The organism is Massilia aurea (assembly GCF_024753205.1).
Taxonomy (GTDB): Bacteria; Pseudomonadota; Gammaproteobacteria; order Burkholderiales; family Burkholderiaceae_D; genus Telluria; species Telluria aurea.
Map to the genome: position 1 here is coordinate 228,725 of NZ_JANUGZ010000002.1, position 25,569 is coordinate 254,293.

The window sequence follows — 25,569 nt, forward strand, 5'->3', positions numbered from 1 at the left end:
GGGGTCGGTCCTTACTTGAGCAGCTGGGAGGATTTTTCGATCGCTTCGCGGATCTCGGCGATGGCTTTTTCGATATCGTCTTCGTCGAACGCGTCGCTGCCTTCGGGCAGCGGATCGCCCGCAACGATGGTGGAACTCACGGCATCCTCGGCCAGCATCTGGGTCGAGATCACGTTGAGCGCATCGGCATCGACCGTGCCGGCCGCACCCTGCCAGGCGATGGCCAGCGCGGTCGTGTTGTCGGCCTGCGCTCCACCGATGGCGGCGGCCATCTGCACCAGTTCCGGCACCGCCTGCACGACGCCGCTCGTGGCCAGGCGGTGGACGATCTCGGTTTCGGGCAGGGTCGACCACAAGCCGTCCGAGCACAGCAGCAGCATGTCGCCATGCTGCAGGCTGTGCTGCTGCGACAGCTCGATCTTCGGCGGGCTGGACGCGCCCAGGCAGTTATAGAGCTTGTTGCGGTCGGGGTGCGTGTTGCGCTCGGACGGGTCGGCGCGGCCGCGCTCGAGCAGGTACTCGAAATGCGAATGGTCGCGCGTGCAGGCCAGGACCTGCTTGCGCCGCACCCAGTACAGGCGCGAGTCGCCGACGTGCGCCCACACGGCGCAGTTGTGCTGGATCAGGCAGGCGACGACGGTGGTGCGCGGGATCTCGGGCAGGCCGTGGGTGGCAGCGTAGGCCTGGATATCGTGGTGCGCCTGCAGCAGCGCTTCTTCAAGAAAGCGCTCGGGCTTTTTCACGTACGGGCGCGCCTGCAGGCGGAACATCGCCGACACCGTCTGCAGCGCGATGGTCGCGGCGATCTCGCCGCCCAGGTGGCCACCCATGCCATCGGCCAGCAACAGCAGCAAGGCGTCGCGGGTGTAGCAGTAGCCCATCCGGTCCTGGTTGACCCTGCGTCCGCCAATATGGCTTTGTTGATAGACCGAGAATTGCATGACTTCCTTTAATCGCGCCGGAATGCGCCGAGACGGTCGACCAGGCCACGCCAGCCGCCGCGTGCCTCATGTGCGTCCGCAGCCGCATCCGCGACCTCGGCTGTCGATGGGGCTGTGGCCCGCGACGGCAGCGGCGCGGCCGGCACTGCCTGCAGCACCTTCTGGATCTCGAACACGCTTTGCGGCCGCATCAGGGGATCGAGTGCCAGGCACGCGGCCACCAGTTTGACCAGCTCCGGCGAATAATAGCCTGCCAGGCGCGCCAGGTGGCGCGGCACGTGATCGTCCATGCGGCGCGCATCGACCGGCGGCGGCGTCGAGCGGCTCATGCAGGCAAGCATGGCCGCGCCCAGGCTGTAAATATCGGTCCAGGGGCCGAGCGCCGCGCCGCGTGCATACAGGTCGGGCGCAGCGAAGCCCGGCGTGTACATCGGCGCGAGCATTGGGGCGTCGGTGTGCAGCGTCTGGCGCGCGGCGCCGAAATCGAGCAGCAGCGGCGAGCCGTCGGTACGCAGGTAGATGTTGGCGGGCTTGAGGTCGAGGTGCAGCAGCTTGTTGGCGTGCACTTCGCGCAGGCCACTGCAGACGCCATGGAACACCTGGCGCACGAAGTTTTCGCTCAAGCCATTGCCTTTGGCGGCAGCGCGCGCGATGTGTTCCTGCAGCGAGTGCCCGGACTCGTAGGCCATGACCATGTATACAGTCTCATGGGCGCGGAAGAAATTGAGTACGCGCACCACGTTCGGGTGCACGATGCGCGCCAGGGCGCGGCCTTCTTCGAAAAAACACTTCAGGCCGATGCGAAATACCGCCAGGTGCGGCTTGGCCACCACGGGGATCAATTGACCAGGCTGGCGCAGCGCCAGCGCGCTCGGCAAGTACTCCTTGATGGCTACTGCATTGCCCTCGCTGTCATAGGCAAGATAAACAATACTGAACCCGCCGGACGCAATTTTCTTTACAATGCGGTATCCGGCAATTTCTAGTCCTGCGGGCAGAGGAGCGTTATTCTGTGCAGCCATCCAATTGGGTTTCCTTGCTAAACAGCGCGATTGTGTGGATAAATGTCGGCTTTGTAAAGAATAAAAACCGGGGATCCCATTGAGCATTTCAAGCATGACAGGTTATGCGGTCGCCACCAGCGAAGGCGCTGCCGGAACCCTCACGATCGAAATCAAGAGCGTCAACTCACGCTTCCTCGATTTGCAGTTCCGCATCAATGACGATTTGCGCGCGCTGGAACCCGATCTGCGGACGGCCATCATGGCCGCAATTCAGCGTGGCAAAGTCGAAGTGCGTGTCTCGTTTGGCCGCAAGGTCAGTGGTGGCGCCGCGGCGCTCAATCAAACGTTGCTGGCCGACCTGGCCCGCCTGCAAGGCGAAGTAGCGCGTCACTTCGCCGAAGCCGCACCAATGACCGTGGCCGAGCTGCTGCGCTGGCCAGGCGTCATCGAAGAATCGACCATCGGCCAGGAGTCGCTCCAGGCCGATGTCGCCGCGCTCACGGTCACCACCATTGCCGCGTTCGTCGACAGCCGCCGGCGCGAAGGCGCCGCGCTCGAAACGATGCTGCAATCGCGCATCGAATCGATGGAAGCGATCGTCAAGCGCATCACGCCGCTGATCCCGCAGGTCATTTCGCAATTCCAGAACAAGGCCATTGACCGCATGCAGGATGCGCTGGGCCTGGCTGGCCACGGCAATCCGTCGACGCTCACGCGCCAAGAAGTGCTGGAGCGGATTCGGCAGGAAGTGACCCTGTACGGCATCCGGATCGACGTGTCCGAAGAATTGTCGCGCCTGTCGGCGCACCTGAACGAAACGCGTCACATCCTCAAAAAGGGTGGCCAGGTCGGCAAGCGCCTCGACTTCATGATGCAGGAGCTCAATCGCGAAGCCAATACCCTCGGCGCCAAGGCGTCGGTGAAGGAACTGGCTGACGCGTCGATGGAGCTCAAGCTGCTCATCGAGCAGATGCGTGAACAGGTGCAGAACCTCGAATAAGCACCAGAATTGAATCGGTAGCGATACCAGCGCCGGTTGAACGCGTGGACGGGTTTCCCGTCCACGCGTTCAACGTTAACATGACCACCCGCGACATCATGCTCGCGCATATACCGTACTGACAAAGGACCCCGCCATGCTCCCACAAGCCTTTTCCGGCAGCCTGTTCGTCGTCGCCGCGCCATCCGGCGCCGGCAAATCGACCTTGGTCAACGCCCTGCTGGCGAACGAACCGGGCATCAAACTGTCCATCTCCACCACCACCCGCGCACCGCGCCCGGGCGAAGTGGATGGCCGCGAATACCACTTCACGAGCGCCGAGGATTTCGTCACGCGCGCCGATCGGGGCGAGTTTCTCGAGTGGGCTGAAGTGCACGGCAATTACTACGGCACGAGCCGCCTGTCGGTCGAGCAGGAGATGAAAAACGGCACGGATATCCTGCTCGAAATCGACTGGCAGGGCGCGCGCCAGGTGCGCAAGCTGTTCCCGGACGCGGCCGGCATTTTCATCCTGCCGCCATCGATCGAAGCGCTGGAAGAACGCCTGCACAAACGTGGCACCGACGAGCCGCACATCATCACCCGGCGCCTGCTGGCGGCGGGCGGCGAGATCGCTCACGCACCCGACTTCGAATATGCTATCATCAACGAAGAGTTTAACGTCGCCCTGGCTGAGCTGCAGGCGATTGTCAAAGCGACACGTTGCCGATTTGCCCAACAAGCTGCCCGCAACGCTACGCTGTTTGCCCAGCTGGGAATCCACGCGAATCAACCACAATCTTGACGAGCGCGCCGTTGCAGGCGCGCCGCACGCGTTGTTTCTCTCATTGTCACCTTACATTCAGCAACCCAGGAGCACACATGGCCCGCATTACCATCGAAGACTGCCTCAAGAACATCCCGAACCGTTTCCAGCTGACCCTGGCAGCAACGTATCGTGCGCGCCAGCTGCTGCAAGGCCACACCCCGAAGGTCGAAGCCAAGGACAAGCCAACCGTCGTCGCCCTGCGCGAGATCGCCGCTGGTAAAGTCGGCATCGAAATGCTGAAAAAAGTCCCGATGTAATCACGTTCGGGGTTGCCTGAATTTGCGTTATCCCGTCTTCTGTTATTCTGATCTCACCGCAGCCAGACGATTAACGTAATGAACCTGTTACCTCCAGATTCTCCCGCTTCACGCAACCCCGCTCCGCGCGAGCGGCGGGCAGACAATCGTCCGCCCGATTTCATCGAGCCCGCCGGCCCTATCGTGCCTGGCGTGGCCTCGGTGACGCAGCTGATCACCAAGCTGTCTGAATACCTCACTCCCGCTGAACTCAAAAAGGTCAAGGAAGCCTACCGCTTCTCTGACGAGATGCACCTGGGCCAGGTGCGCAAGTCGGGCGAGCCCTATATCTCCCATCCGATTGCCGTTGCCGAAATCTGCGCCGAGTGGAAACTCGATGCGCAAGCCATCATGGCCGCGCTGCTGCATGACGTGATCGAAGATCAGGACGTCAAGAAGGATGAGCTGATCGAGCGCTTCGGCGCCCAGGTCGCCAACCTCGTCGACGGCCTGTCCAAGCTCGAGAAAATCGAATTCCAGAGCCAGCTCGAAGCGCAGGCGGAAAACTTCCGCAAGATGCTGCTGGCAATGGCGTCGGACGTGCGCGTCATCCTGATCAAACTGGCCGACCGCCTGCACAATATGCGCACGCTCGGCTTCATGATCCCGGCCAAAAAACGCCGCATCGCCGGCGAGACGATGGAAGTCTATGTGCCGATCGCGCACCGTCTCGGCCTGAACAACATCTACCGCGAGTTGCAGGACCTGTCGTTCTCGCACCTGTATCCGGTGCGCTACCAGACGCTGTCCAAGGCGATCAAGTCGGCGCGCGGCAACCGGCGCGAAGTGGTCAAGAAAATCCTCGAAGCGGTCAAGAGCCAGCTCGAGGCCAGCGGCCTGAAAGCCGAAGTGCACGGCCGCGAAAAGACCCTGTACGGCATCTACAAAAAGATGCGCAACAAGCACCTGTCGTTCTCACAGGTGCTCGACGTGTATGGTTTCCGCGTCGTCGTCGACAGCGTGCCCAATTGCTATGTAGCGCTGGGCACCCTGCACGCGCTGTACAAGCCGATGCCGGGCAAGTTCAAGGACTACATCGCCATCGGCAAGATCAATGGCTACCAGTCGCTGCACACGACGCTGATCGGCCCGTACGGCACGCCCGTCGAATTCCAGATCCGCACGCAGGACATGCACCGCACCGCCGAGAGCGGCGTGGCCGCGCACTGGCTGTACAAGACGGGCGAGTCGAATATGTCCGACCTGCAGCAGCGCACCCATGCGTGGCTGCAGTCGCTGCTCGACATCCAGCAGCAGACGGGCGACTCGGCCGAGTTCCTCGAACACGTCAAGGTCGACCTGTTCCCTGATTCGGTGTACGTGTTTACGCCCAAGTCGAAGATCATCGCCCTGCCCCGCGGCGCGACGGCGCTCGACTTCGCCTACTCGATCCACACCGGCATCGGCGACCATACGGTGGGCGTGAAGATCAACCACGAAGAGCAACCGCTGCGCACCGAGCTGCACAACGGCGACATCGTCGAGATCATCACGCAACCCGATTCGCGCCCGAGCCCTACCTGGCTGACGTTTGTCCGCACCGGCAAGGCGCGCTCGGCGATTCGCCATCACCTGCGCCTGGTCGATGTCAACGAGTCGGCCGAGCTGGGTCTTGAACTGCTGACCCAGGCGCTGGCCGTACGCAACATCAAGCCCGATTTGCCGGCCAGTGTCGTCGAACGGCTGCTGGGCGAGTCGTCGGCCAATTCGATGGAAGAAGTGTATGCCGACATCGGCATCGGCAAGCGCATGCCGACGCTGGTGGCGCGCCAGATCTTCGGCCTGATGGAAGGCGACCCCGATCTGCTGCCATCGAGCAAACCGCTGCCGGCCAGTGATATCGCGCCGGTGACGATCTATGGCAGCGAAGGCGTGGCGGTCCAGCTGGCGCCGTGCTGCATGCCGATCCCGGGCGACCAGATCACGGGCCAGCTGCGTCGCGACCAGGCGCTGGTCGTGCACACCTGCGATTGCCAGACGGCCAAGCGCCTGCTGGCCAAAGAACCCGACCGCTGGATCGCCGTGAAGTGGGGCGACGATCTCAATCGCCGCTTCGACTGCCGTATCCGCCTGCTGATCAACAATGAAAAAGGCATCCTCGCCCGCGTGGCTGCCGAGATCGGCGAGTCCGACGCCAACATCACGTATGTGGGCATGGACGAAGACGACGAAAACATGATGACGCAGCTGCGCTTCACGATCCAGATCGCCGACCGGGTGCACCTGGCGCAACTGATTCGCAATCTGCGCCGCGTGGCCGGGGTGAATCGGGTGGAGCGCGAGCGGACGTAATCCGCGTTTTTCGGGATGTTGCCGATATTGGCGGCCGGGCCGCCAATATCAGCGCATGACAGCCAGCTTCAGAATACTGTCAAACGCCGCGCATGCCCCCTCGCAGGCGTCGGCAATCTCATCCGCCGACCTCACGTGCTCTTTCAGCGCCAGCATGAACGCGCGCCAGCGCGGGCCTGGACCGGCGTCACTCCCCTTCAGATAGCGCAGCGGATGCGGCGCCAGCGTACCGGCCAGTTTCCCGTACAGCACCTTGCCGCCCAGCTGCGAGCCTTCGATCACATAGCACACGCCCCAGCGGTACGCCGCGCTGGCGTCGCGCGGCCACGTGTCCGCGGGCGCGGGGACACGCAGCGGGGGCATGCCGGGTTCGTTCAGGTCGGCTTCAATCAGCGCCAGGCGCTCCACTGGCGACAAGACCTGCTGCGGCCCGTCCGGGAATGATTCGAGCCAGGGCAGCAGCGACGCGAGCCAGTCGCGCACCATCGTCAGGTGCGCCGCGTAGTCGTTCAAGTCGGGGATAGGTCCGGACAACGGCAGGCCGCTGTCGAGCCGTTCGTGCTGTTCGTTGGTGGCGGCGCGCAGCGCTGCCAGGGGATCTGCCTGTTGGTGCATTGGACTGTGCGCCGCTTCATGAGGTCGGTTCATGCGCACATAGTAGCACCGGGCCGCAAGCTCAGTCGGCGACCGGCTCGGGATAGTCGACCGAGATGATTTCGAGCTCATCCATGCCCAGCGGCGTGTGCAGCTGCGCGATGTCGCCTTCGCGGCACTTGGTCAGCGCACGCGCCACGGGCGAGACCCAGCTGATCTTGCCGTGCAGCGGATCGAGCTCGTCGATGCCGACGATAGTGATGGTGTGCTCTTCGCCGGCCCCGTTGACATAGCGGACCGTGGCGCCGAAGAACACCTGGTCGTTGCCATGCTGGATGCTCGGGTCGACGACGAACGCCGAATCCATGCGCTTGGTGAGAAAACGGATGCGGCGGTCGATCTCGCGCAGGCGGCGCTTGCCATAGATATAGTCGCCGTTCTCGGAGCGGTCGCCATTCGACGCGGCCCAGTGCACGATGCGCACGACTTCGGGGCGGTCGACGTCGATCAGCTGCAGCAGCTCATCCTTGATGCGCTGGTAGCCGGCCGGGGTGATGTAGTTCTTGGCGCCGTCAGGAATCGCCTGTGCCAGCACCAGGGCTTCATCGTCGTCGTTGTCCGACTCTTTTACAAATGCCTTGTTCATGGACGCATTGTAGCGAGACTTGCGCGCCCTTGTCGTATCATTCGACCATGTCCCAACCCGCCCTGCTCCAGCACGACCGCGACGCCGCCGCCCGCCAGGCCGAGCGCACCCGCATCGCGCGCGAACTGCACGATGATCTGGGCGGCAACCTCATCGCCATCAAGATGGCGCTGGCGCGGCTGGCGGCGCGCGTGCCGGCCGACCAGCCCGGTCTGGCCGGCCAGGCCGGGTACATCGACGAGCTCGTCGATCGCACGATCGACACGGTGCATCGCATCTCGTTCGGCCTGCGCGTCAGCGCGCTCGACCTGGGCCTTGCGGGCGCGCTCGCATGGCAGGCGAACGAGTTCGCGCGCCAGACCGGCGTCATCGTGATCACGCACTGCCCCGCCGCGCTGACCCCGGAGCCGGCGCCGGAGCACGCCGACGCCCTGTTTCACATCGTCCAGGAAGCATTGACCAATGTTGCCAAGCATGCACGCGCAACGCAGGTCACGCTGACGCTCGAACACGACGGCGGCGAACTCACGCTGGCCATCTGCGACAACGGCTGCGGCATCGACCCGGCCGCGCGCACCCGGCCGCATGCGTTCGGCCTGCGCGGCATGCACGAACGGGCCAGCGCGCTTGGCGGCGTGCTGTCCTTGTCGCCGGCGCCCGGAGGTGGCACGATGTTGACCGTCAAGACCAGGCTGGCGCCGTCCGTGGCCCCGGCACAGAACAAGAAGCAGAATGAGTGAAAAAGTAACCATCCGGGTATGCATCGCCGATGACCATGCCATCGTGCGCGAAGGACTCAAGCAGATCCTCGCCGACGAGCGTGACATCGTTGTTGCCGGCGAGGCCGAGGATGGCCACGATGCCGTGCGCCTGGCGGGCAAGACGCGCTGCCACGTGATGCTGCTCGATATCTCGCTGCCCGACCGCAATGGCATCGATGTGCTCAAGCAGATCAAGAAAGACAAACCCGAGCTGTCGGTGCTGATGCTGTCGATGCACCGCGAAGACCAGTACGCGATTCGCGCGCTCAAGGCCGGCGCCGCCGGCTACATCACCAAGCAGAGCGCGCCGCGCGAACTGGTCACGGCCATCCGGCTGGTGGCCGGCGGACAAAAATATGTCAGCGCCGCGCTCGCGCAAACGCTGGCCAGTGCGATCGGCGAGGACCATGAAAGCGCCGCCCACGAGGGACTGTCTGATCGCGAATACCAGACGCTGACGATGATCGCATCGGGCATGACCGTCACGCAGATCGCGGGCGAGCTGTCGCTGTCGGTCAAGACGATCAGCGAATACCGCGCCCGCCTGTTAGTAAAGATGAAACTTCGGAGCAGTGCCGAGCTGACCACGTATGCGATCCGCAACGGCCTGGTCGACTGACGCCCCCATCCATGCCTCGGCGCTGAATATTTATTGATGCGAGGCAAATAAACTGCCTATCATGTCGTCAATCCCGCAAACTCGGCACCGCGCTGCAATCCATGTCCACTCCGTCCACTCCCGTCACTGCTGCAGCCGGCCCTGGCGCCACTGCCGCGCCCGCAGCGAATCCGGCCGACATCGCACGCGAGGCGTTCCGCCGCCTGGCCACGCGCCGCATCGCGCCGACGCCGGACGCTTACCGCGCCATCTATGACGAGATCGCCGGCACCCCGCCGCCGCCGCCCGCGCCGGCCCCGGATGCTGGCGCCATCGAGGTCCTGAACGGGTTCGCGCGCCGCATGCTCGATACGCCGGGCGAGCTGGCCGAGTACGGCCGGCGCATGACGCGCGCCGTCAAGACGGGTGACTGGAGCAGCTACACCCAGGCCCTTGGCCAGTTGAGCGAGCGCCATCTGCGGCGCAACACGCCGGTGATGGCGATGGGCGACGAAGAGCCCGAGACACGCCTGCTGCGCGACATGCTGGCACGCACGCTGTCGTTTGCCTGCGCCTCGCTGCTGAGCGACAACCCGGAACAGGTCAAGGAGGCCGAAACGCTGGGCGCCCTGGTCAAGACGGCGGTTGGCGAAAGCGAGTTGCACGATATCGAGGCGCGCCTGAAGCAGCTTTGCTTCCAGATCGAGCTGCGCAAGGATGACAGCGCGGGCCAGCAGGAACTGCTGCTGCGGCTGTTCCGTCTGCTGCTCGACAATATCGAAGGCTTGCTCGAGGACGACAACTATATGCGCGGCCAGGTCGTGGCGGTGCAGGAACTGATTGCCGGCCCCGTGGACACGCGCGCGCTGGAAGACGCCACGCGCAGCCTGAAAGACGTGATCATCAAGCAAAGTCATCTGAAACATGGCATCGCCGACGTGCGCGCGACGATGAAGAACATGATGATGACGTTCGTCGAGCGCCTCGGTTCGGTGGCCGCCGCGACCGGTGACTACCACGCCAAGCTGGGCGACTTTTCCGAGCGCATCGGCGGCGCGACCGATATCAGCGAACTCGATACGCTACTGAACGATGTGCTACGCGAGACACGCCTTGCGCAGGACGAAGCACTGGCCTCGCGCGACCGCATGGTGGGTGCGCACCGCGAAGTGCAGGAAGCCGAGCAGCGCATCCGCGAACTTGAAGCCGAGCTGCAGCATATGAGCGAGCTGGTGCGCGAAGACCAGCTGACCGGCAGCCTGAACCGCCGCGGCCTGGACGACGTATTCGAGCGCGAAAGCGCGCGCGCCGACCGCCGCAACACGCCGCTGTGCGTGGCGCTGCTGGACCTGGACAACTTCAAGCGCCTGAACGACACCTACGGGCACATGGCGGGCGACGCCGCGCTCAAGCACCTGGTCAAGGTCGTGCGCGAGACGCTGCGCGCGATGGACGTGATCGCGCGCTTCGGCGGCGAGGAATTTTTGATCCTGCTGCCCGAGACGACGGTCGACGCGGCGGCCGCAGCCATGGTGCGGGTGCAGCGCGAGCTGACCCGGCATTTCTTCTTGCACGATAACGAGAAGATGCTGATCACCTTCTCGTGCGGGGTGGCGCTGCGGATGCAGAACGAGGAGCAGGCGTCGCTGATGGCGCGGGCCGATAAAGCGATGTACCAGGCCAAGAGCAGCGGCAAGAACCGGGTAGTCGTGGCGGAGTGACAAGTTCTGAAGGGGTGTTTTTCCAGACAGATAAAAAAAACGATTTATTTTGCGTCCGGCCCTAAACTTTTTCCACAGGGCACCGTTACCAGCAACAACAGCGGTTTGAACGTCACTGAATAACGCGACGGACCAAAGTGAACAGCAGCACGGTCGCTGCACCCCTAGTAAGACCTAGTCTGGAGAATCACCATGGCATCAGTAATCAACACCAACGTCGCATCCCTGAACTCGCAGCGTAACCTGGCGACCTCGCAGTCGCAGCTGAATACCTCGATCCAACGCCTGTCGTCGGGTATGCGCATCAACAGCGCAAAGGATGACGCCGCTGGTCTGGCGATTTCGGACCGCATGAATTCGCAAATCAAGGGTATGACGCAAGCTACCCGTAACGCCAACGATGGCGTGTCGATGGCGCAAACCGCTGAAGGCGCTCTGTCGAGCTCGGGCGACATCCTGCAACGTGTCCGCGAACTGGCTGTCCAGTCGTCGAACTCGTCGAACTCGGCCAGCGACCGCAAAGCACTGCAAACTGAAGTCACCCAGCTGACCTCGGAACTGAACCGCATCGCCAACACCACCGAATTCAACGGCCAGAAGCTGCTCGACGGTTCGTCCGGCACCTCGAACTTCCAGGTTGGCGCCAATGCTGGCCAGCTGATTTCGATGACCGGCGCAAACTTCAACACCTCGACCTACGGCAACAACCAGGTCGCCGGCGATGCAGCCCAGGCCGCTGCGACCACCGGCGCTGCCGCGGGTTCCGTCACTGTTTCGGGTTACCTCGGTGGCAGTGGCGCCATCGCCACGACGGCCACCGATACCGCAAAAACCATCGCATCGAAGATCAACAACAAGTCGGGCGAAACCGGTGTGACGGCAACTGCCCGTACCGATGCGCTGCTGAAAAGCACCTCGACCGACGGCGCGTTCGCCATCGACGTGAAATCGGACAACGACACGGCAGTGCGCGTATCGTTCTCGGTCTCGGGTACCGGTAGCAAGGCCGATGACTACGCTGCAGGTATCAGCGCAATCAATGCCCAGACGGCAAAGACTGGCGTCACCGCTCAGTACGATGCTGAAAACGGCGGTATCAAGCTGACCAACTCGTCTGGCGCAGACATCCAGATCGATAACAAGAATGCCACTGGTGGCGCGGCTCTGAGCCTGGCAACCTACAAGGCAGATGGCGATGCAAACGCAACGCCAGTCGCTCTGGCTGCCGCTGGCACCGCTGTCGCCAATGGCCGCGTGACCCTGGACTCGGAAAAGAGCTTCTCCGTGGCCGAAGACACCGATACCGGCTTCGCCCTGGCTGCTTCGTCGAGCCTGAAATCGGTGGCCAACATCGATATCGGTTCCTTCGATGGCGCTCAGGCAGCCATCAAGGTGGCTGACGCTGCCCTGGCAGCAGTCAACGGCCAGCGCGCTGAATACGGCGCACTGCAGTCGCGCTTCGAATCGGCGATTTCCAACCTGTCGTCGACCACCGAGAACCTGTCGGCATCGCGCAGCCGCATCGTCGACACCGACTTTGCTTCGGAGACCGCAAAGCTGACCCGCGGTCAGATCCTGCAGCAGGCTGGTACCTCGATGCTGGCCCAGGCCAACTCGCTGCCGAACGGTGTCCTGTCGCTCCTGCGTGGCTAATCGCTAACGCGTAGTTACAGTACCACTCGGTAAGCGGTTCCCCGGCTGAAGAAATTTGGCTGGGGAATTTTCGTTAGGATACGCCATGCAAATTCCATCCATTGCGTCGTCGCCCCCCGCCAAACTGGACGAACGTCCAGCGCTCGCGAGTGGGCCGGCTGCCCCGGCACCACGGGCAGCGCCGGAGAAAGCCGAAGCCAGGCCAGACCGGGACGAGGTGTCGTCCGCCGTGAAGAAACTCAACGAAGCGCTGCCGCAATCGGCACAGAGCCTCGAGTTCGAAATCGACGAAGAGAGCAAGGACCTCGTGGTCAAGATCATCGACCGGGATACGAAGGAAGTCGTCCGCCAGATGCCGACCAAGGAGGCACTGGAAATGGCCAAATCGATCGACAAGATGGTGGGGCGCCTGCTGAACCAAAGCGCCTGACACGATCCGCCGCTCGCCCGAAGCGCCGCCCCTCACCAGGTGCGGCGCTTTTTACATGGCGCTTCGGCATCGTTCCTGACAATCCCGACCAAAATAAAAATAGAGCCGCCTTTACCGCTCTTAAGAACGGTTTGTTTCTGCCGATAATGACTTACATTATTGCTTTCACCGGAGAAACATGTGGCCGCTCTCGACATCGATGGCATTGTTGCAAAACTCATGCAGGCCGAAGCCAGGCCGCTGGACAACTACGCCAAGAAAACTGCGGGGCTGCAGGCCAAGAACGCTGCCCTGAATCAGGTCAGCGCCGCCGTCGGCGCGTTCCAGGGCGCCCTGACCTCGCTCAACCAGTCGAGCACCTTCCAGGGACTCAGTGCGACGCCCTCCAACAGGGATGTCTTCACCGGCACTGCCGGCGCTGGCGCCGTCCCGGGCAAGTACAAGGTCAACGTCACCCAGCTGGCCCAGTCGCAAAGCCTGAAAACGTATGGCATGGCCAGCAGCACCGCCACGATCGGCTCTGGTTCGCCAACCAATTTGACGTTCCAGTTCGGCACCATTACCGGTGGCACCTTTGGCGCGACCGGCAACGCATTGGGCCTGGCAGCTGCAGCTGGCGGCATTCCCAACGGTTCACTGAGTCTGAATGGCGTGGCGATCAGCACCACGCCGACGACCCGCAGCGCCCGTGCACTGGCCGAAGCGATCAATGCCCAAAGCGAGAAAACGGGTGTCGTCGCCACTGCGGGCAGTACCGAAACTGCGGCTGACCTGTTCGCCGGCTTTGGCCAGGTGAGCGTCGACAGCGGTTCGAGCTACGCTCTGTCGGTTGGTGGCGTGCAACTGGCCAGCCTGAACACTGGCAGCGCGCCGTTGACCGGCGCCGCGCTCGACACGTCCCTGGCCAGCGCCGGCACACGCAATGCGCTGGCCGCAGCCAACATCAGCGTCAGCGGCAGCGCCGCCGACGGCACGCTGCAATTCAAATCCGCAGACGGCAATACCATCGACGTGACCGAAACGGTCACCGGTACCGTGCGCGGCGGCCTCAAGCGCGATGACACCACCGTCAACACCGGCGCCACGACGACCGCCACGGCCGCCGTCACCTTGCGCTCGAACGACGGCAACCAGATTCTGGTCGGTGGCAACAACCCGGCCTCGGCCGGCTTTGCCGCGGGCAGTGTCGGCTCGCACCAGGGCTCGGGGTTTTCGATCAACGGCGCGCTCAACAGCAAGACCATCACGCTGGAAGCAGGCGACCAGACGCTGCAAGGGATTCGCGACGCCATCAACAAGGCGGACATGGGCGTGACCGCCACCATCGTGTCCGACGGCAGCAGCAAGCCGTTCCACCTGGTGATGACGTCCACCAAAACGGGTGAAGCAACGTCAATGAAGATCGGCGTCTCGGGGGAAGACGGCTCGCCGGCCGACCCGGCTCTGGCCGCCCTGCTCGGCTACGACCCGGCCGGTGCGCAAGGCATGACCCAGACCGCCGGTGCGCAGAGCACGCTGCTGAACATGAACGGCATCGAGATCAAGAGCGACAGCACCAGCGTCAAGGATGCGATCCAGGGCGTGACGCTTGACGTCAGCGCGGTCGGCAGCAGCACGCTGACTGTGACGAAGGACACGGCGGCGATCAGCACGGCGGTGAACGACTTCGTGAAGGCATTCAACACGCTCAACTCCACCATGAGCGGCATGACCAAATACAACGCCGAGACGAAAAAGGGCGGTGTCTTGCAGGGCGACGCGAGCGTGCGGGCAATCCAGAGCCAGATGCGCCGGCAGATCAGCGCGGTAATGGAAGGCACCGGTGGCAAATTGAATTCGCTGAGCCAGGTCGGTATCTCGTTTCAGCAGGACGGCAGCCTGAAACTGGATTCGGGCAAGCTGAACAAGGCAATTACCGACAATGCTGCCGACTTCGGCGGGTTGTTCGCGGCCATGGGCTCGACCACCGACGGCCTGGTCAAGTTTGACAAGTCAACCGCTGCAACCAAAGCCGGCACGTATGGCGTCAACATCACCAGCCTGGCCTCGCAGGGAACGCTGGCGAGCGGCGCCGCCCTGGGCACGACGACCACGATCGCACCGAACACGGTATGGCGCGTCACACTGAACCAGACCGATCCGGTGACCGAAAGCAAGTCCCAGGAAATCAAACTGCCCGCCGGCACGTACAGCAAGGACGACCTGGCCGCGCTTCTGCGCTCGTCGATCAATGGCAACGCCACGTTTGCCGGCGCTGGCGATGCGACCGAAGCGAAGGTCGGCGAGGACGGTATCCTGACGCTGTCCTCGAGCAAATACGGTTCGACGTCGAACATCGCGATTGCCGGCATCAGCGGCAGCGCAGTCGAATCGATCTTTGGCGGCGCCGCACCAGTCAAGGGCGCCGACGTCATCGGTACGATCGGCGGCGTGGCCGCCGCCGGGAACGGCCAGTCGCTGACTGCAGCGCCGGGATCGAACGCCGAAGGCATCCAGGTCTCGATCACGGGTGGCATCCTGGGCGATCGCGGCGCGGTCACCTTCTCGCAGGGTTTCGCCTTCCAGCTCAACAACCTGGCGACCGGCTTCGTCGGCAAGGACAGTCTGCTCAAGAGCAAGACCGATGGCCTGAACGTGTCGATCAAGACGGTCGCCGACCAGGCCGCGAAATTCGAAACCCGCCTGGACAGCATCGAAAAACGTTACCGCGCCCAGTTCGTCGCACTCGACGCCACGCTGTCGTCGATGCAGTCGACGTCGGATTACCTTACCCAGCAGTTGGCGACCCTGTCGGCCAACCGATAATTTCAGCATCACCGGAGAATCTCATATGTTTGGAACCCCAAAACGCGGCGTCGGCGCCTATGCAACGGTTGGTCTGGAGACCGGCGTTGCTGCCGCCTCGCCACAAAAGCTGGTGGTGATGCTGTACGACGGCGTGATCGTCGCCCTGCTCAGCGCGATCAACCACATCAAGTCGTCGAACGTGGCCGCTAAGGGCGCCTCGATTTCGAAGGCCATCACGATCATCGACAACGGCCTGCGCGCCTCGCTCGACCAGAAAGCCGGCGGCGAGATCGCACAGAATCTCGATGCGTTGTACGATTACATGAGCCGCCGCCTGCTGCAGGCCAATATCAAGAACGATATCGCGATCATCGAAGAAATTCATGGCCTGATGTCCGACCTGCGCGAAGCCTGGGTCCAGATCGGCGAAAAGAGCGATACGGCCGAGCAGGCCGTGCCAGCCATCCAGCGTGCCCCTACCCTGATGAGCGCATAAGGTTGACGATGACGATGACGATGACAATGAGCTGTCAGGAAGTGGTGTCGGTCTACGAAACGATGGTCGCCATCACCGAGCGCATGCTCGCCGCGGCCACCGCCAGCGAATGGGACCGCCTGGCCGAACTCGAGCAGGAATGCGCCGCCCATGCGCGCCGCCTCAAAGCCAACGAAGGCGTGGCCCCGCTGGCCGGCCAGGAACGCGTGCGCAAGGTCAATGCGATCCGCCGCATGCTCGACGCCGACCGCCGCATCCGCGACCTGACCAGCCCATGGATGGCGCACCTGTCATCCCTGATCAACAGCAAGTCGACCGAACGCCGCGTCGCGCGCGCCTACGGCATCTGATGCGCCCGGCGGGGGTTGACTGATGCTGCCCCGCGATCTTGTTGGCGGCGTCACGCGCATCACGCCGGCCCAGGCCGCCGAGCAGGCAGTCGACCCGCGCCAGCAAGCCTTTGCGCGCGCCGTCGCGCCGCTGCTGGGCAAGGCGATCCACGGCGAAGTCCAGGCCAAACTGACTGACGGCACCTTCATCGTCAAGTTCGCCGACACCCAGGCGCGCATGCAACTGCCGCCCGGCGCGCTGGTCGGCGCCGACGTGCCGCTCACGCTGATCGGCCTGCATCCCCGTCCCACCTTCCAGGTCGGCACCCAGACCACCGCCACCGGTTTCGCCGAAGCCGGCCCCGCACCGCAAGCCGACACCGACGCGCCGGGCGCGCCGCTGGGCTACCGCGAAGGCGCCGCCCTCGGCCGCGCCGGCGCCCTGCTGGCCTCCAGCGCCGGATTGGGCGCGCAGGCATTTGCCGGCGGCACCGAAGCAAAAAACACCACGCTCAGCCCCACCGCGCAGGCACTGGCCGGCGTGCTGGCGGCCGCCCAGAAAGCCGAGACGGTGCTCACCGCCGTTACTGGCAGTGCGCCGCTGGTTGCCACGCCGGACGCCGATCCGGCGGCGCTGGCCGCCAGCCTGAAGCAGGCGTTCGGCAAGAGCGGCCTGTTCTACGAATCGCACGTGGCCGAATGGGCGCAGGGTTCACGCGCACTGGCCGAACTGGCGAACGAACCGCAGCAGCAAGCCGCACAAAACGGGGCGCGCCCGAACCCGCAGGATCCCGCCACCGCGCAGTTCATCAGCATGCAGCTGGCGGCGCAGGAACAGTCGCAACTGGCGTGGAAAGGCCAGCTCTGGCCCGGCCAGCCGATGGAATGGGATGTCAAGCGCGAAGCCCACGGCGGTGGCGGCGACGATGACGGGGCGATCTGGAACAGCCGTCTGCGCCTGCGGTTCCCCGAACTGGGCGAACTCGATGTGCAGCTGCGGATGGTGGGCGGGGCCTTGCAGATCGGGCTCGCGACCGGCGACGACGCCACCGCCGCCCTGCTGCGCCAGCACGCGCCGAACCTGGCCGGCGCACTCGATTCGGTGGGCACGCCGCTGGCGGGGTTCGACGCGCGCGCGCGCGCCGCGGCAGCGCCGAAGAATGATGACGATGGCGACCATGAATAAACTGGCCAATCAGCGCATCAAGAGCGCGGTGGCGATGGCCTACAGCGCCGGCGAGAAAGCGCCGACGGTCGTGGCCAAGGGCTCCGGCATGGTCGCCGAACAGATCATCCAGCGCGCCCAGGATGCGGGGGTGTTCGTGCACGAATCGAAAGAGCTCGTGTCGCTGCTCATGCAGGTCGACCTGGACCGCGAAATTCCGCCAACGCTGTATCGAGCAATTGCGGAACTGTTGGCATGGCTATATCATATTGAGTCGGCTAAAAAGAACGGTGAGTCAATGCCCACCGCACCTGATCCGACGCCTCACCTCCCCCCGGAACAAGCGTCAAGGACATAAAGCCTAGCAATGGATGAAGCAGAACTGGAAGACTGGCACGACTACGAAGTCGCATCGCGCCGCGAGATCGTCTCGCTGCTGCGCCAGATCGGCGAACACAACCAGCTGATCCGTCTGCTGATCAGGGGTGAGGCCGATGTCTGCGTGACCTCGATCCTGGCCGTGGACGAAGACAGCAACACGCTCGTGCTTGATCGCTCAATCGATCCGGCGCAGAACCAGCGCATGACGGGCGCAGCGCGCGCGAAGTGCGAAACCACGCTCGACAAGATCCGCATCCTGTTCGGCGCCGCCAACCTGGCCCCGACAGTCTGGCGCGGCGAACCGGCATTGCGCGCCGATATTCCTCCTACCCTGATCCGCCTGCAGCGGCGCGAGTACTACCGCATGGCCACGCCTGTCAGCAATCCGGTGCGCGCACTGATTCCGGTGCCGATGGATGGCGGCACTGGCGGCATGAGCGTCTTCGCGCTGCATGACATCAGCGTCGGCGGCATCGCCCTTCTCGACAGCAAGCTGCTGCTCGATACCACGGTCGGGCGCGTGATCGCCAACTGCCGCATCGAATTGCCCGAGATCGGGCCGATCGCCACCTCGCTCGAGATCCGCAACTCGCTCGACCTCACCCTGCTGAACCACAAGACCACGCGCCGCATCGGTTGCCAGTTCGTCGACATCTCGCGCGGCGCGCTGGCGGGAGTACAGCGCTACATCACCAAGCTCGAACGCGAGCGCAACGCGAAGCTGGCCGGACTGGCCTGACTGCGGCCAGCCAGGCAGATGCGGGGATGGCCTTGGCTATACGATCGGCTTCATGCACACGACCACCCCGGCACCCCGGCCTTCTCTCTCGCCCGCCAGCGCCAGCCTGCACGGCCACGACACGGTAACGCTGGCGCAGGCCATGGGGCTGCTCGCGACCGTGGGCGACCTGGCCATGGGCCAACCCATCGATGCGTCCGCGCGCGCCTCTCGCCTGGCCGCGCGCATTGCACTGGCTGCCGGTGGCGATGCAAACGCCGCTGCGCACGCCCACATGACAGCCCGCTTGCGCTGGTCCGGCAGCACCGCCACGGCCACCGGCTTTGCCACGCTGCTGGGCGACGACATCGGTGGCCGCCAGGCGATGCTGACCCGTACGCTCAGCGCGCAGCAGGCCGCGCGCCTCGACCAGGTGAAGCATCACCTCACACCACTGGCCGCCATCCACTGCGAGGTTGCAGGCAACATCGCCGCCATGCTGGGCCTGCCGGCTCCGGTCGAACACGGCCTGCGCCACCTGTTCGAGCGCGTCGATGGCCGCGGCCAGCCGTATGGTCTGGAAGGCAGTGCGGTGCCGGGCGTCGTGCAGCACGTGGCACTGGCCGGCGACATCGAGATCCTCGCGCGCGCGCATGGATTCAGCGCGGCGCTGGCGATGGTCACGCGTCTGGGCGGCATCCGGTATCCGGCGGCGCTGGTCGCGCAGGTGGCGCCGCACGCGCAGGCGTGGCTCGACGCACCGGGCGCGCTGGAGGAACCCGCGCTGCCCAGCGACTTCCTGCCGCTGTCGGTGCCGTTGACGCTGGTGGCCGATACCGTCGAACTGAAGCTGCCCTGGCTGGCCGGTCATTCGCGCCGCGTGGCGCTGCTGGCGCACGGGGCTGCGCAAGGCTTGGGGCTGCCGGACGCAGACCAGCGCAGCCTGGCGCGCGCCGCGCTGCTGCATGGGATCGGGCGCGCCGCCGTGTCGAACACCGTCTGGGAACGCCGAAGCAAACCAGGTAGCGCGGACTGGGAAGCCATCCGCCGCGCCCCCTTCTGGACGGCGCGCATCGGCAACCGTGTCGACGGCATCGAGGCCGATGCGCAGCTGGCCTCGCAAATCCATGAACGGCTCGATGGCAGCGGCTACTACCGCAGTCTCGACGCCACCACGCTCGGCATGCCACAGCGCCTGCTGGCGGCAGCGACGGTCCACGTCGCCCTGCGCTCGCCGCGGCCATGGCGCGCTGCGCACGAACCGGTGTCGACGCGGGCGCTGCTCGAAGCGCAGGTGACGGGCGGACGCCTCGATCGCGCTGCGGTGGACGCCGTGCTGGCGGCCGCTGCCACGGCGACCGTATCGGCGCCGGCGGGCCAGGTATTGTCAGCGCGCGAGGTCGACGTGCTGCAGCGCCTCAGCCTGGGCGAGTCAGGCAAGGACGCCGCGCGCGCGATGCGCATCAGTACCGGCGCCGTGCGCACGCATGTCGAAAGCATCCTGGGCAAGCTGGGATGCGCGACCCGCGCCGCCGCGACCTTGCGCGCGCTGACGCTGGGACTGATTTAAGACTGCGTGCGGCGGAGGCGCAACGCCCCGGCCATGCCCAGGCCCGCCAGCAGCAGCGCCAGCGAACCCGGCTCCGGCACCTCGGTCGCATCGGCAAAGCTGAAATCGTCCATCGCATACGAACCCTGCGCGCCGCTGGAGACGACGACCGTATCGATCGCGCCATCCCAGCCGGCGTCCAGAAACGCCGCCACGCCGGACAGTTGCAGCGCCGACGTACTGGCGACCAGCAAACCCTGGAAGTACAGGTCGAAGCGCACGCTGCTGTCCTCGTAGCCCGAGAACCAGGCGCCCTCGAAGACGGTGGGCGCCAGGAAGCGGATGGTGCTGGCGACCGGTCCGCCGTCGGTCCAGTCAGTGGTGACACGGCCGGCACCGGAATGAGCGGCAAACGGGTCTTGCTCGCTCGTGAAGACATTCAGGCCGGCGCCCGACCAGTCAAGGCCACGGTAGTTGGCAGCGACGGCGGCGTAGCCGTCGGGACCGACGATGTCGTCGAAATCGAGCACGGTGGCCGAGGCGAAAGGTGCGCACAGTGCGAAGGCAACGGCCGCAGCGGCCTTACGAAGCATGGGATGCATGGAATTCCTGTTAATGGTGATGGAAGCGAACATGGTCAGACCAGGCCCAGCGCCGGATCGCTGACCGTGTGGCGGCCGGTTTCGACGCGCCCGGCAAAGCGGCGCAGGTAGTCGGGCTGGCCCGAGACCGTGGCGCTCAGGTCGTACCAGTAGCCGTTGGCCGCCAGCGGAATGCGCACGAGCAGTTCGGTGCGCGGCGCCAGCGTGTGCAACTGGCGCAGCTGCGCGTAGGCGTTCGCATTCAGGTTGAACGTGCACGGCGCCGCGCCGGTATTCATCAGGCGCAGCACCAGCTCGCCTGTGGCGGCATCGCAGCGCACGTGGACGTCCGGGCGCGCCTGCCCTGCCGCGACGGCGCGCAGCGCGCTGCCCGTGAAGTGGCGGTGATAACCGTTCGGACCCAGCACCCACAGATCGTAGGCGCCGCCGACTGCCGGCGTCCAGTTGTCGGCCAGCGACTTGCCCGCCTCGACGGTGTAGCGGCGCGGCACGGCAGCCAGGTTCTTGCGGTCGTAGACGTGGAAGACCGCGCCCTGGCGCCCGCTATTGATGAAGTTCAGCGTGACCTGCACGGCGGCCATCGTGGCGCCAGGCTGGACCTGGCAGGTGGTGGCCAGTTCATATGGCAGCGCGCGCGATGGCCGCGTGCCCGGGGCCTGGATCGGCATTTGCGGTGACGCCGGCGGCGCGATCTGCGCCAGGCGCTGCTGCGCGGCGCGCAGGGCATCGGCCTGGCTGCGATTGGTGCGGCCCTGCAGTGCCGGCAGCGCCTCGTCGTTCGGTGTCGCGAAGTTGAAGGCGCTGGTCAGATCACCGCAGACGGCGCGGCGGTACGCGCTGATGTTCGGCTCGATGACACCGAAGCGCGTTTCCAGGAAGCGCAGCACCGACGTGTGATCGAAGACCTGCGAATTGACCCAGCCGCCGCGGCTCCATGGCGAAATCACGTACATCGGCACGCGCGGGCCGGGGCCGTAGACGCGCCCGTCCGCCGCCGGTTGGCGGGTGCTGCCGGCAGGCCGGGGGTGCGTGTAGTATTCCGGGCCCAGCGCGCCAGGAGACAGCGTGGTCTTGCCGGCATAGCCGCCCTTGCCGTCCGGCGATGGCGCCGAGGGCGACGGCACGTGGTCGAAATAGCCGTCGTTCTCGTCGAAGTTGACGATCAGGACCGTCTTGCTCCAGATCTCGGGATTGGCCGTCAGCGCGTCCAGCACCTCTTGCAGGAACCAGGCGCCCTGCACCGGGCTTGATGGGCCCGGGTGTTCGCAATAGATCGACGGTGCATTGATCCACGAGACCTGCGGCAGCTTGCCTTCGCGGATATCACGCTTGAAGGCGTCCAGGTATTGCTCGGGCTGGGTCCCCGGCAAGGTGTTCGCGATGCCCTTGTAGAGCGGATTCTTCGCGTTGTCGGTGGCCGCATCGTAGGCGTGGTACGGCAGCGCCTGGCCCGTGTTGGTGTACGGCTGGCCGGGGGCGCCGCCGCTGGACACCGGATAGCCCGACGCGATATTGGCGCGCCGGAACTGGCGGAATGCGCCCAGCATGTTGTCGCCCCATTCGTCGGGCATGTTCTGGTAGCTGATCCAGCTCACGCCCGCCTTCTCGAGGCGCTCGGCATACGTGGTCCAGGTGTAGCCCGTGTTCACGCCGCCGGGCAGGCCGTCGATCGCATCCCACTCATTCGAGACAAAGGCCGTGCCGGTGGGCCCGGCGCCGTTGGTGCCGGTCAGGAAGAACGAACGGTTCGCGTCGGTCCCGGTGTGCATCGCGCAGTGGTAGGCGTCGCAGACAGTGAACGCATTGGCCAGCGCAAACGCGAACGGAATCTCGCTTTCCTTGAAGTAGCCCATCGAGATGGGATTCTTGTAGCGCGGCCACTGGTCCATGCGGCCGTTGTCCCAGGCCAGCTGGCTGTCGAGCCAATCGTGCGGCGTGCCGTTGACGCGCTGGGCGTTGCCGCGGCTCGCGTCCAGGTGAAACGGCATCACGACATTGCCGTTCGCCAGGCGCTGCTGCCAGACACTGCGCCCTTCGGGCAGCGGGATCGTGAAACGGTCTCCAAAACCGCGCACGCCCTTGAGCGTGCCGAAATAATGGTCGAACGCGCGGTTCTCCTGCATCAGGATCACGACGTGTTCGACGTCGCGAATGGTGCCGGTCGCGTTGTTGGCCGGGATGGCAAGAGCACGCTGGATGGCAGGTGGAAAGGCGGCAAACGTGCCGGCGGCGATACCCGCGCGTGCGCTGTTGCGCAGGAAACTGCGTCGTGAAGTCATAGGGGCGTATCCAAAGACGTGAATGTTTTAGCCGGGAAATTTATGTTGCATTATGTTGTCTTGCCGACATGATGCAAGACGGCGCCAGCGTACGCCCGGATCGTGACGACGCCATGACACGTCCACTGGCCTGGCGGTCAACGTAAAGGCAACGTGAAAACAACAATCGCCGTTGTCACGGAATTATTTTTTTAAAGAAATGTTGCGCACGGTTGGAATTTTATTTGCCTCTTTGCAACCATCGACCTATAGTTTTGATCGTTACAGTTCGTTAGATTCAATTTCCCAAATCCATCCGCATGAAACTCAACCGCATCGGCATCATCCTCATCGCCTGTGCGCTGGCTGCCATCACCCTCGTCGTTGCCTTGCTCGTGGTCCGGCAGCAGGCCAGCCAGGCTGCGCAGGTGCGCAACAAGGGTGTCGGACTGGTCAAGGCGCTCAGCACGGTCCCGATGACCCTCCTCGCCGACAGCAGTGGCCGCGGCGGCGTGCTCGCGGCGGTGCTTGCGTCGCATGACGGCAGCGATTTCGCGTATGTGACGATTGGCGATGCAAACGGCCGCGTGCTGGCCGAAATCGCGGGCAGCGGCAGCATCGCGCCTGCCACCCCGTTGCCTGCGGATGCACAGGCCGGCTTCGGTGAGCGCACGCTCCCGGCAGCCGGCGGCAGCGCACCGCTGCGCGAATTCTATGGCCCGCTGGCCGACGGCAGCGGCGGCCGGGCGTTCGTCCGCGTGGGTTTCCACCAGCCGGGCTTTACCGTATTGGCGCAGGATGTGTCGTTCCTCGCGCTGCTGGCACTGATGATGTTTCTGGTCGTGCCGGTCATGTACGTCGTCATCAAGCGCGAGATGGCGCCGCTGGCGGCGCTCAGCCAGCAACTGCGCGGCCAGCTGCGCCAGCTCGCCGCGCCCGGCAGGCCGGATCAGCCCGGAGCCGACGACATGCGCGAACTGATCACCAATATGCAGCACTACCTCGACCAGGCCGGCGCCCGCATCGTCCAGCTCGAGGAAGGCTCGCTCAACACCACCGCCGACAACCGCCTGCTGCAATACGGCAGCAAGAAGCTCAATGCTGCGCTGCAGTCGCTGCCGGACGGCCTGTTGATGCTCGACCCGGCCGGCGACGTCACGTTCGCGTCCGGCAAGGTCGAGCCCCTGCTGGGCATCCCGATGGACCAGATCCTGGGACAGCCGCTCGATGCCTGGTGCTGCGATCCGGCGCTGCGCACGCTGTTTGGCCGCTACAGCGGCGACCTGCGCGACAACGCCCGCTCGCACAAGATCGACTTCGCGCCGCAGAATGTCGAAGGCCGGCAGCTGAGCGCCACCGCGCAACCGCTCAGCGGCGGACACGGCACGATGTCGTTCGGCACGCTGGTCGTGCTGCGCGACGTGACCCGCGAATACCTGGCGCGCCAGGCGGGCAATGACTTCGTGGCCCACGTCTCGCACGAACTCAAATCGCCGCTCAACGTCATCGGCATGTATGCCGAAATGCTGGCCGACAGCGACGACGAAAGCATGCGGGTCGAATCGCTGAACGTGATCCAGGACGAGATCGAGCGCATGAATGCGCTGGTGGGCAACCTGCTCAATGTGAGCAAGCTGGAAACCGGCAGCATGAGCCCCGAACGCAACCGCGTGCGGCTCGACGACATGCTGCGCGACGCGTATGAGCAGGCGCTGCCACGTGCCGAAGGCATGCAGCTGCGCGTGCTGCTCGACCTGCCGCGCGAACTCGAGGCCGTGGCCATCGACAAGGACCTGTTCCGCATTGCGCTGAACAACCTCCTGACCAATGCCATCAAATACAACCGCCCGGGCGGCAGCGTGACGCTGGCGGCCCGCAATGAGGACAATGAAATCGTGATCAGCGTACGCGACACCGGCATCGGCATCGCGCCGGAAGCCCAGGACCGCATCTTCGAGAAGTTTTACCGCGTCAGCGAAGCGGGCGCCGCCACCCAGCGCGGTGGCCACGGCCTGGGCCTGTACCTGGCCGCCCAGATCGTCGAACTGCACCACGGCCGCCTGGTCGTCGAAAGCGAACCCGGCGTGGGCAGTACCTTCTCGGTGCACCTGAAGATCGTTTACGCGCCGGCTGGCGCCGCCGTCCTATGAGCGCGCGTCACATCCTGCTCGTCGACGACGAGCCCCATGTCCTGCGCGTGCTGCGCCTGTCGCTCGAACGCGAAGGCTATATCGTGGCCACGGCCAGCGATGGCAACGCCGCGCTGGCCGCGATGGCGCAGCAGCTGCCCGATGTCTTGATCAGCGATATCCAGATGGACGGCATGGACGGGCGCACGCTGTGCCCGCTGGCCCGCGCCACCTATCCGGACCACCCGTTCCTGATTCTGGTCATGACGTCGATGACCGCGCTCGACGAGCGTGCCTGGGCGCGTGAACTGGCCAATACCGAATTCCTTGAAAAACCCCTGAGCCCGCGCCAGCTGGTGGCGCGGTTGTCCCGCCATTTTGCGGCCCTGGCGTAACGCCGCGCCAGCCACC

The 25,569-nt window shown here is 64.7% G+C and carries 24 protein-coding genes; 18 read left to right on the top strand and 6 right to left on the bottom strand.

The window, feature by feature from the left end; translation table 11 throughout:
• Positions 1-11 precede the first annotated feature (11 nt).
• Complete coding sequence (locus tag NX775_RS06645; protein ID WP_258835281.1) at positions 12-941, bottom strand: PP2C family protein-serine/threonine phosphatase; 930 nt, start codon at positions 939-941, stop codon at positions 12-14.
• Positions 942-949: 8 nt separating this feature from the next.
• Positions 950-1,963, bottom strand: coding sequence for a serine/threonine-protein kinase (locus NX775_RS06650; RefSeq protein ID WP_258835282.1), 1,014 nt, complete (start codon positions 1,961-1,963; stop codon positions 950-952).
• Between the two features lie 94 nt (positions 1,964-2,057).
• Between NX775_RS06650 and NX775_RS06655 the strand changes: the two genes are divergently transcribed.
• The 4 genes from NX775_RS06655 to NX775_RS06670 all read left to right on the top strand — a co-directional run bounded on the left by NX775_RS06655 (position 2,058) and on the right by NX775_RS06670 (position 6,341).
• Positions 2,058-2,945: a YicC/YloC family endoribonuclease gene (locus NX775_RS06655; protein WP_258835283.1), complete on the top strand. Its 888-nt coding sequence runs from the start codon at positions 2,058-2,060 to the stop codon at positions 2,943-2,945.
• 136 nt (positions 2,946-3,081) lie between these two features.
• The gene (gmk, locus tag NX775_RS06660) at positions 3,082-3,729 is read left to right on the top strand and encodes a guanylate kinase (protein WP_183555679.1); all 648 of its coding nucleotides are present in this window, start codon (positions 3,082-3,084) and stop codon (positions 3,727-3,729) included.
• A gap of 77 nt (positions 3,730-3,806) precedes the next feature.
• Entirely contained in the window at positions 3,807-4,010 is a 204-nt protein-coding gene (gene rpoZ / locus NX775_RS06665) for a DNA-directed RNA polymerase subunit omega (RefSeq protein ID WP_019922806.1), read from the top strand.
• A gap of 78 nt (positions 4,011-4,088) precedes the next feature.
• The gene (locus tag NX775_RS06670; RefSeq protein ID WP_258835284.1) at positions 4,089-6,341 is read left to right on the top strand and encodes a RelA/SpoT family protein; all 2,253 of its coding nucleotides are present in this window, start codon (positions 4,089-4,091) and stop codon (positions 6,339-6,341) included.
• A 48-nt stretch (positions 6,342-6,389) separates the two neighbouring features.
• Here NX775_RS06670 and NX775_RS06675 read toward each other — a convergent pair whose 3' ends face one another.
• The gene (locus NX775_RS06675; RefSeq protein WP_258835285.1) at positions 6,390-6,956 is read right to left on the bottom strand and encodes a biliverdin-producing heme oxygenase; all 567 of its coding nucleotides are present in this window, start codon (positions 6,954-6,956) and stop codon (positions 6,390-6,392) included.
• A gap of 61 nt (positions 6,957-7,017) precedes the next feature.
• Positions 7,018-7,581 carry a transcription elongation factor GreB gene (greB, locus tag NX775_RS06680; protein WP_258835286.1) on the bottom strand — a complete coding sequence of 188 codons (564 nt, stop codon included), beginning with the start codon at positions 7,579-7,581 and terminating at the stop codon, positions 7,018-7,020.
• A gap of 47 nt (positions 7,582-7,628) precedes the next feature.
• Here greB and NX775_RS06685 point away from each other — a divergent pair, with 47 nt between their 5' ends.
• The 12 genes from NX775_RS06685 to NX775_RS06740 all read left to right on the top strand — a co-directional run bounded on the left by NX775_RS06685 (position 7,629) and on the right by NX775_RS06740 (position 20,190).
• A complete protein-coding gene (locus tag NX775_RS06685; protein ID WP_258835287.1) occupies positions 7,629-8,321 on the top strand; it encodes a sensor histidine kinase in 693 nt (230 codons plus the stop codon).
• Positions 8,314-8,961, top strand: a complete 648-nt coding sequence (locus tag NX775_RS06690; RefSeq protein WP_183555683.1) for a response regulator — start codon at positions 8,314-8,316, stop codon at positions 8,959-8,961. Before NX775_RS06685 ends, NX775_RS06690 begins: the two co-directional genes overlap by 8 nt.
• Before the next feature lie 101 nt (positions 8,962-9,062).
• The gene (locus NX775_RS06695; protein ID WP_258835288.1) at positions 9,063-10,661 is read left to right on the top strand and encodes a GGDEF domain-containing protein; all 1,599 of its coding nucleotides are present in this window, start codon (positions 9,063-9,065) and stop codon (positions 10,659-10,661) included.
• Between the two features lie 192 nt (positions 10,662-10,853).
• Positions 10,854-12,314 (top strand): flagellin N-terminal helical domain-containing protein, encoded by a 1,461-nt coding sequence (locus NX775_RS06700; RefSeq protein ID WP_258835289.1) that lies wholly within the window; start codon positions 10,854-10,856, stop codon positions 12,312-12,314.
• 85 nt (positions 12,315-12,399) lie between these two features.
• Positions 12,400-12,744, top strand: coding sequence for a flagellar protein FlaG (locus NX775_RS06705; protein ID WP_258835290.1), 345 nt, complete (start codon positions 12,400-12,402; stop codon positions 12,742-12,744).
• Between the two features lie 180 nt (positions 12,745-12,924).
• A complete protein-coding gene (gene fliD / locus NX775_RS06710; RefSeq protein ID WP_258835291.1) occupies positions 12,925-15,549 on the top strand; it encodes a flagellar filament capping protein FliD in 2,625 nt (874 codons plus the stop codon).
• A 25-nt stretch (positions 15,550-15,574) separates the two neighbouring features.
• Positions 15,575-16,027: a flagellar export chaperone FliS gene (fliS, locus tag NX775_RS06715; RefSeq protein ID WP_258835292.1), complete on the top strand. Its 453-nt coding sequence runs from the start codon at positions 15,575-15,577 to the stop codon at positions 16,025-16,027.
• Positions 16,028-16,047: 20 nt separating this feature from the next.
• Positions 16,048-16,377 (top strand): flagellar protein FliT, encoded by a 330-nt coding sequence (locus NX775_RS06720; RefSeq protein WP_258835293.1) that lies wholly within the window; start codon positions 16,048-16,050, stop codon positions 16,375-16,377.
• A gap of 22 nt (positions 16,378-16,399) precedes the next feature.
• The gene (gene fliK / locus NX775_RS06725; protein WP_258835294.1) at positions 16,400-17,542 is read left to right on the top strand and encodes a flagellar hook-length control protein FliK; all 1,143 of its coding nucleotides are present in this window, start codon (positions 16,400-16,402) and stop codon (positions 17,540-17,542) included.
• A complete protein-coding gene (locus NX775_RS06730; RefSeq protein WP_258835295.1) occupies positions 17,535-17,879 on the top strand; it encodes an EscU/YscU/HrcU family type III secretion system export apparatus switch protein in 345 nt (114 codons plus the stop codon). Before fliK ends, NX775_RS06730 begins: the two co-directional genes overlap by 8 nt.
• A gap of 9 nt (positions 17,880-17,888) precedes the next feature.
• On the top strand, positions 17,889-18,641 hold the full coding sequence (locus NX775_RS06735) for a flagellar brake protein (protein WP_258835296.1): 753 nt from the start codon (positions 17,889-17,891) through the stop codon (positions 18,639-18,641).
• A gap of 52 nt (positions 18,642-18,693) precedes the next feature.
• Positions 18,694-20,190, top strand: a complete 1,497-nt coding sequence (locus tag NX775_RS06740) for an HD domain-containing phosphohydrolase (protein ID WP_258835297.1) — start codon at positions 18,694-18,696, stop codon at positions 20,188-20,190.
• On the opposite strand, the gene NX775_RS06745 is transcribed toward NX775_RS06740, so the two are convergent.
• Positions 20,187-20,771, bottom strand: coding sequence for a PEP-CTERM sorting domain-containing protein (locus tag NX775_RS06745; protein WP_258835298.1), 585 nt, complete (start codon positions 20,769-20,771; stop codon positions 20,187-20,189). The two genes, NX775_RS06740 and NX775_RS06745, sit on opposite strands and share 4 nt — an antisense overlap.
• A gap of 35 nt (positions 20,772-20,806) precedes the next feature.
• Complete coding sequence (locus tag NX775_RS06750; RefSeq protein WP_258835299.1) at positions 20,807-23,050, bottom strand: phosphocholine-specific phospholipase C; 2,244 nt, start codon at positions 23,048-23,050, stop codon at positions 20,807-20,809.
• A gap of 299 nt (positions 23,051-23,349) precedes the next feature.
• Here NX775_RS06750 and NX775_RS06755 point away from each other — a divergent pair, with 299 nt between their 5' ends.
• Entirely contained in the window at positions 23,350-25,179 is a 1,830-nt protein-coding gene (locus tag NX775_RS06755) for an ATP-binding protein (protein WP_258835300.1), read from the top strand.
• On the top strand, positions 25,176-25,553 hold the full coding sequence (locus NX775_RS06760; protein ID WP_183555695.1) for a response regulator: 378 nt from the start codon (positions 25,176-25,178) through the stop codon (positions 25,551-25,553). The genes NX775_RS06755 and NX775_RS06760 overlap by 4 nt, the downstream gene beginning before the upstream one ends.
• Positions 25,554-25,569 lie beyond the last annotated feature (16 nt).

Bases quoted from the DNA above. Each gene is read 5' to 3' on its own strand.
- NX775_RS06690 (WP_183555683.1), top strand. From the start codon at position 8,314: ATGAGTGAAAAAGTAACCATCCGGGTATGCATCGCCGATGACCATGCC.
- NX775_RS06730 (WP_258835295.1), top strand. From the start codon at position 17,535: ATGAATAAACTGGCCAATCAGCGCATCAAGAGCGCGGTGGCGATGGCC.
- NX775_RS06760 (WP_183555695.1), top strand. From the start codon at position 25,176: ATGAGCGCGCGTCACATCCTGCTCGTCGACGACGAGCCCCATGTCCTG.
- NX775_RS06675 (WP_258835285.1), bottom strand. From the start codon at position 6,956: ATGCACCAACAGGCAGATCCCCTGGCAGCGCTGCGCGCCGCCACCAAC.
- NX775_RS06655 (WP_258835283.1), top strand. From the start codon at position 2,058: ATGACAGGTTATGCGGTCGCCACCAGCGAAGGCGCTGCCGGAACCCTC.
- NX775_RS06645 (WP_258835281.1), bottom strand. From the start codon at position 941: ATGCAATTCTCGGTCTATCAACAAAGCCATATTGGCGGACGCAGGGTC.
- NX775_RS06685 (WP_258835287.1), top strand. From the start codon at position 7,629: ATGTCCCAACCCGCCCTGCTCCAGCACGACCGCGACGCCGCCGCCCGC.
- NX775_RS06695 (WP_258835288.1), top strand. From the start codon at position 9,063: ATGTCCACTCCGTCCACTCCCGTCACTGCTGCAGCCGGCCCTGGCGCC.
- NX775_RS06740 (WP_258835297.1), top strand. From the start codon at position 18,694: ATGCACACGACCACCCCGGCACCCCGGCCTTCTCTCTCGCCCGCCAGC.
- NX775_RS06720 (WP_258835293.1), top strand. From the start codon at position 16,048: ATGACAATGAGCTGTCAGGAAGTGGTGTCGGTCTACGAAACGATGGTC.
- NX775_RS06735 (WP_258835296.1), top strand. From the start codon at position 17,889: ATGGATGAAGCAGAACTGGAAGACTGGCACGACTACGAAGTCGCATCG.
- fliS (WP_258835292.1), top strand. From the start codon at position 15,575: ATGTTTGGAACCCCAAAACGCGGCGTCGGCGCCTATGCAACGGTTGGT.
- NX775_RS06650 (WP_258835282.1), bottom strand. From the start codon at position 1,963: ATGGCTGCACAGAATAACGCTCCTCTGCCCGCAGGACTAGAAATTGCC.
- NX775_RS06700 (WP_258835289.1), top strand. From the start codon at position 10,854: ATGGCATCAGTAATCAACACCAACGTCGCATCCCTGAACTCGCAGCGT.
- NX775_RS06750 (WP_258835299.1), bottom strand. From the start codon at position 23,050: ATGACTTCACGACGCAGTTTCCTGCGCAACAGCGCACGCGCGGGTATC.
- rpoZ (WP_019922806.1), top strand. From the start codon at position 3,807: ATGGCCCGCATTACCATCGAAGACTGCCTCAAGAACATCCCGAACCGT.
- NX775_RS06705 (WP_258835290.1), top strand. From the start codon at position 12,400: ATGCAAATTCCATCCATTGCGTCGTCGCCCCCCGCCAAACTGGACGAA.
- NX775_RS06745 (WP_258835298.1), bottom strand. From the start codon at position 20,771: ATGCATCCCATGCTTCGTAAGGCCGCTGCGGCCGTTGCCTTCGCACTG.
- NX775_RS06755 (WP_258835300.1), top strand. From the start codon at position 23,350: ATGAAACTCAACCGCATCGGCATCATCCTCATCGCCTGTGCGCTGGCT.
- greB (WP_258835286.1), bottom strand. From the start codon at position 7,581: ATGAACAAGGCATTTGTAAAAGAGTCGGACAACGACGACGATGAAGCC.
- NX775_RS06670 (WP_258835284.1), top strand. From the start codon at position 4,089: ATGAACCTGTTACCTCCAGATTCTCCCGCTTCACGCAACCCCGCTCCG.
- fliK (WP_258835294.1), top strand. From the start codon at position 16,400: ATGCTGCCCCGCGATCTTGTTGGCGGCGTCACGCGCATCACGCCGGCC.
- gmk (WP_183555679.1), top strand. From the start codon at position 3,082: ATGCTCCCACAAGCCTTTTCCGGCAGCCTGTTCGTCGTCGCCGCGCCA.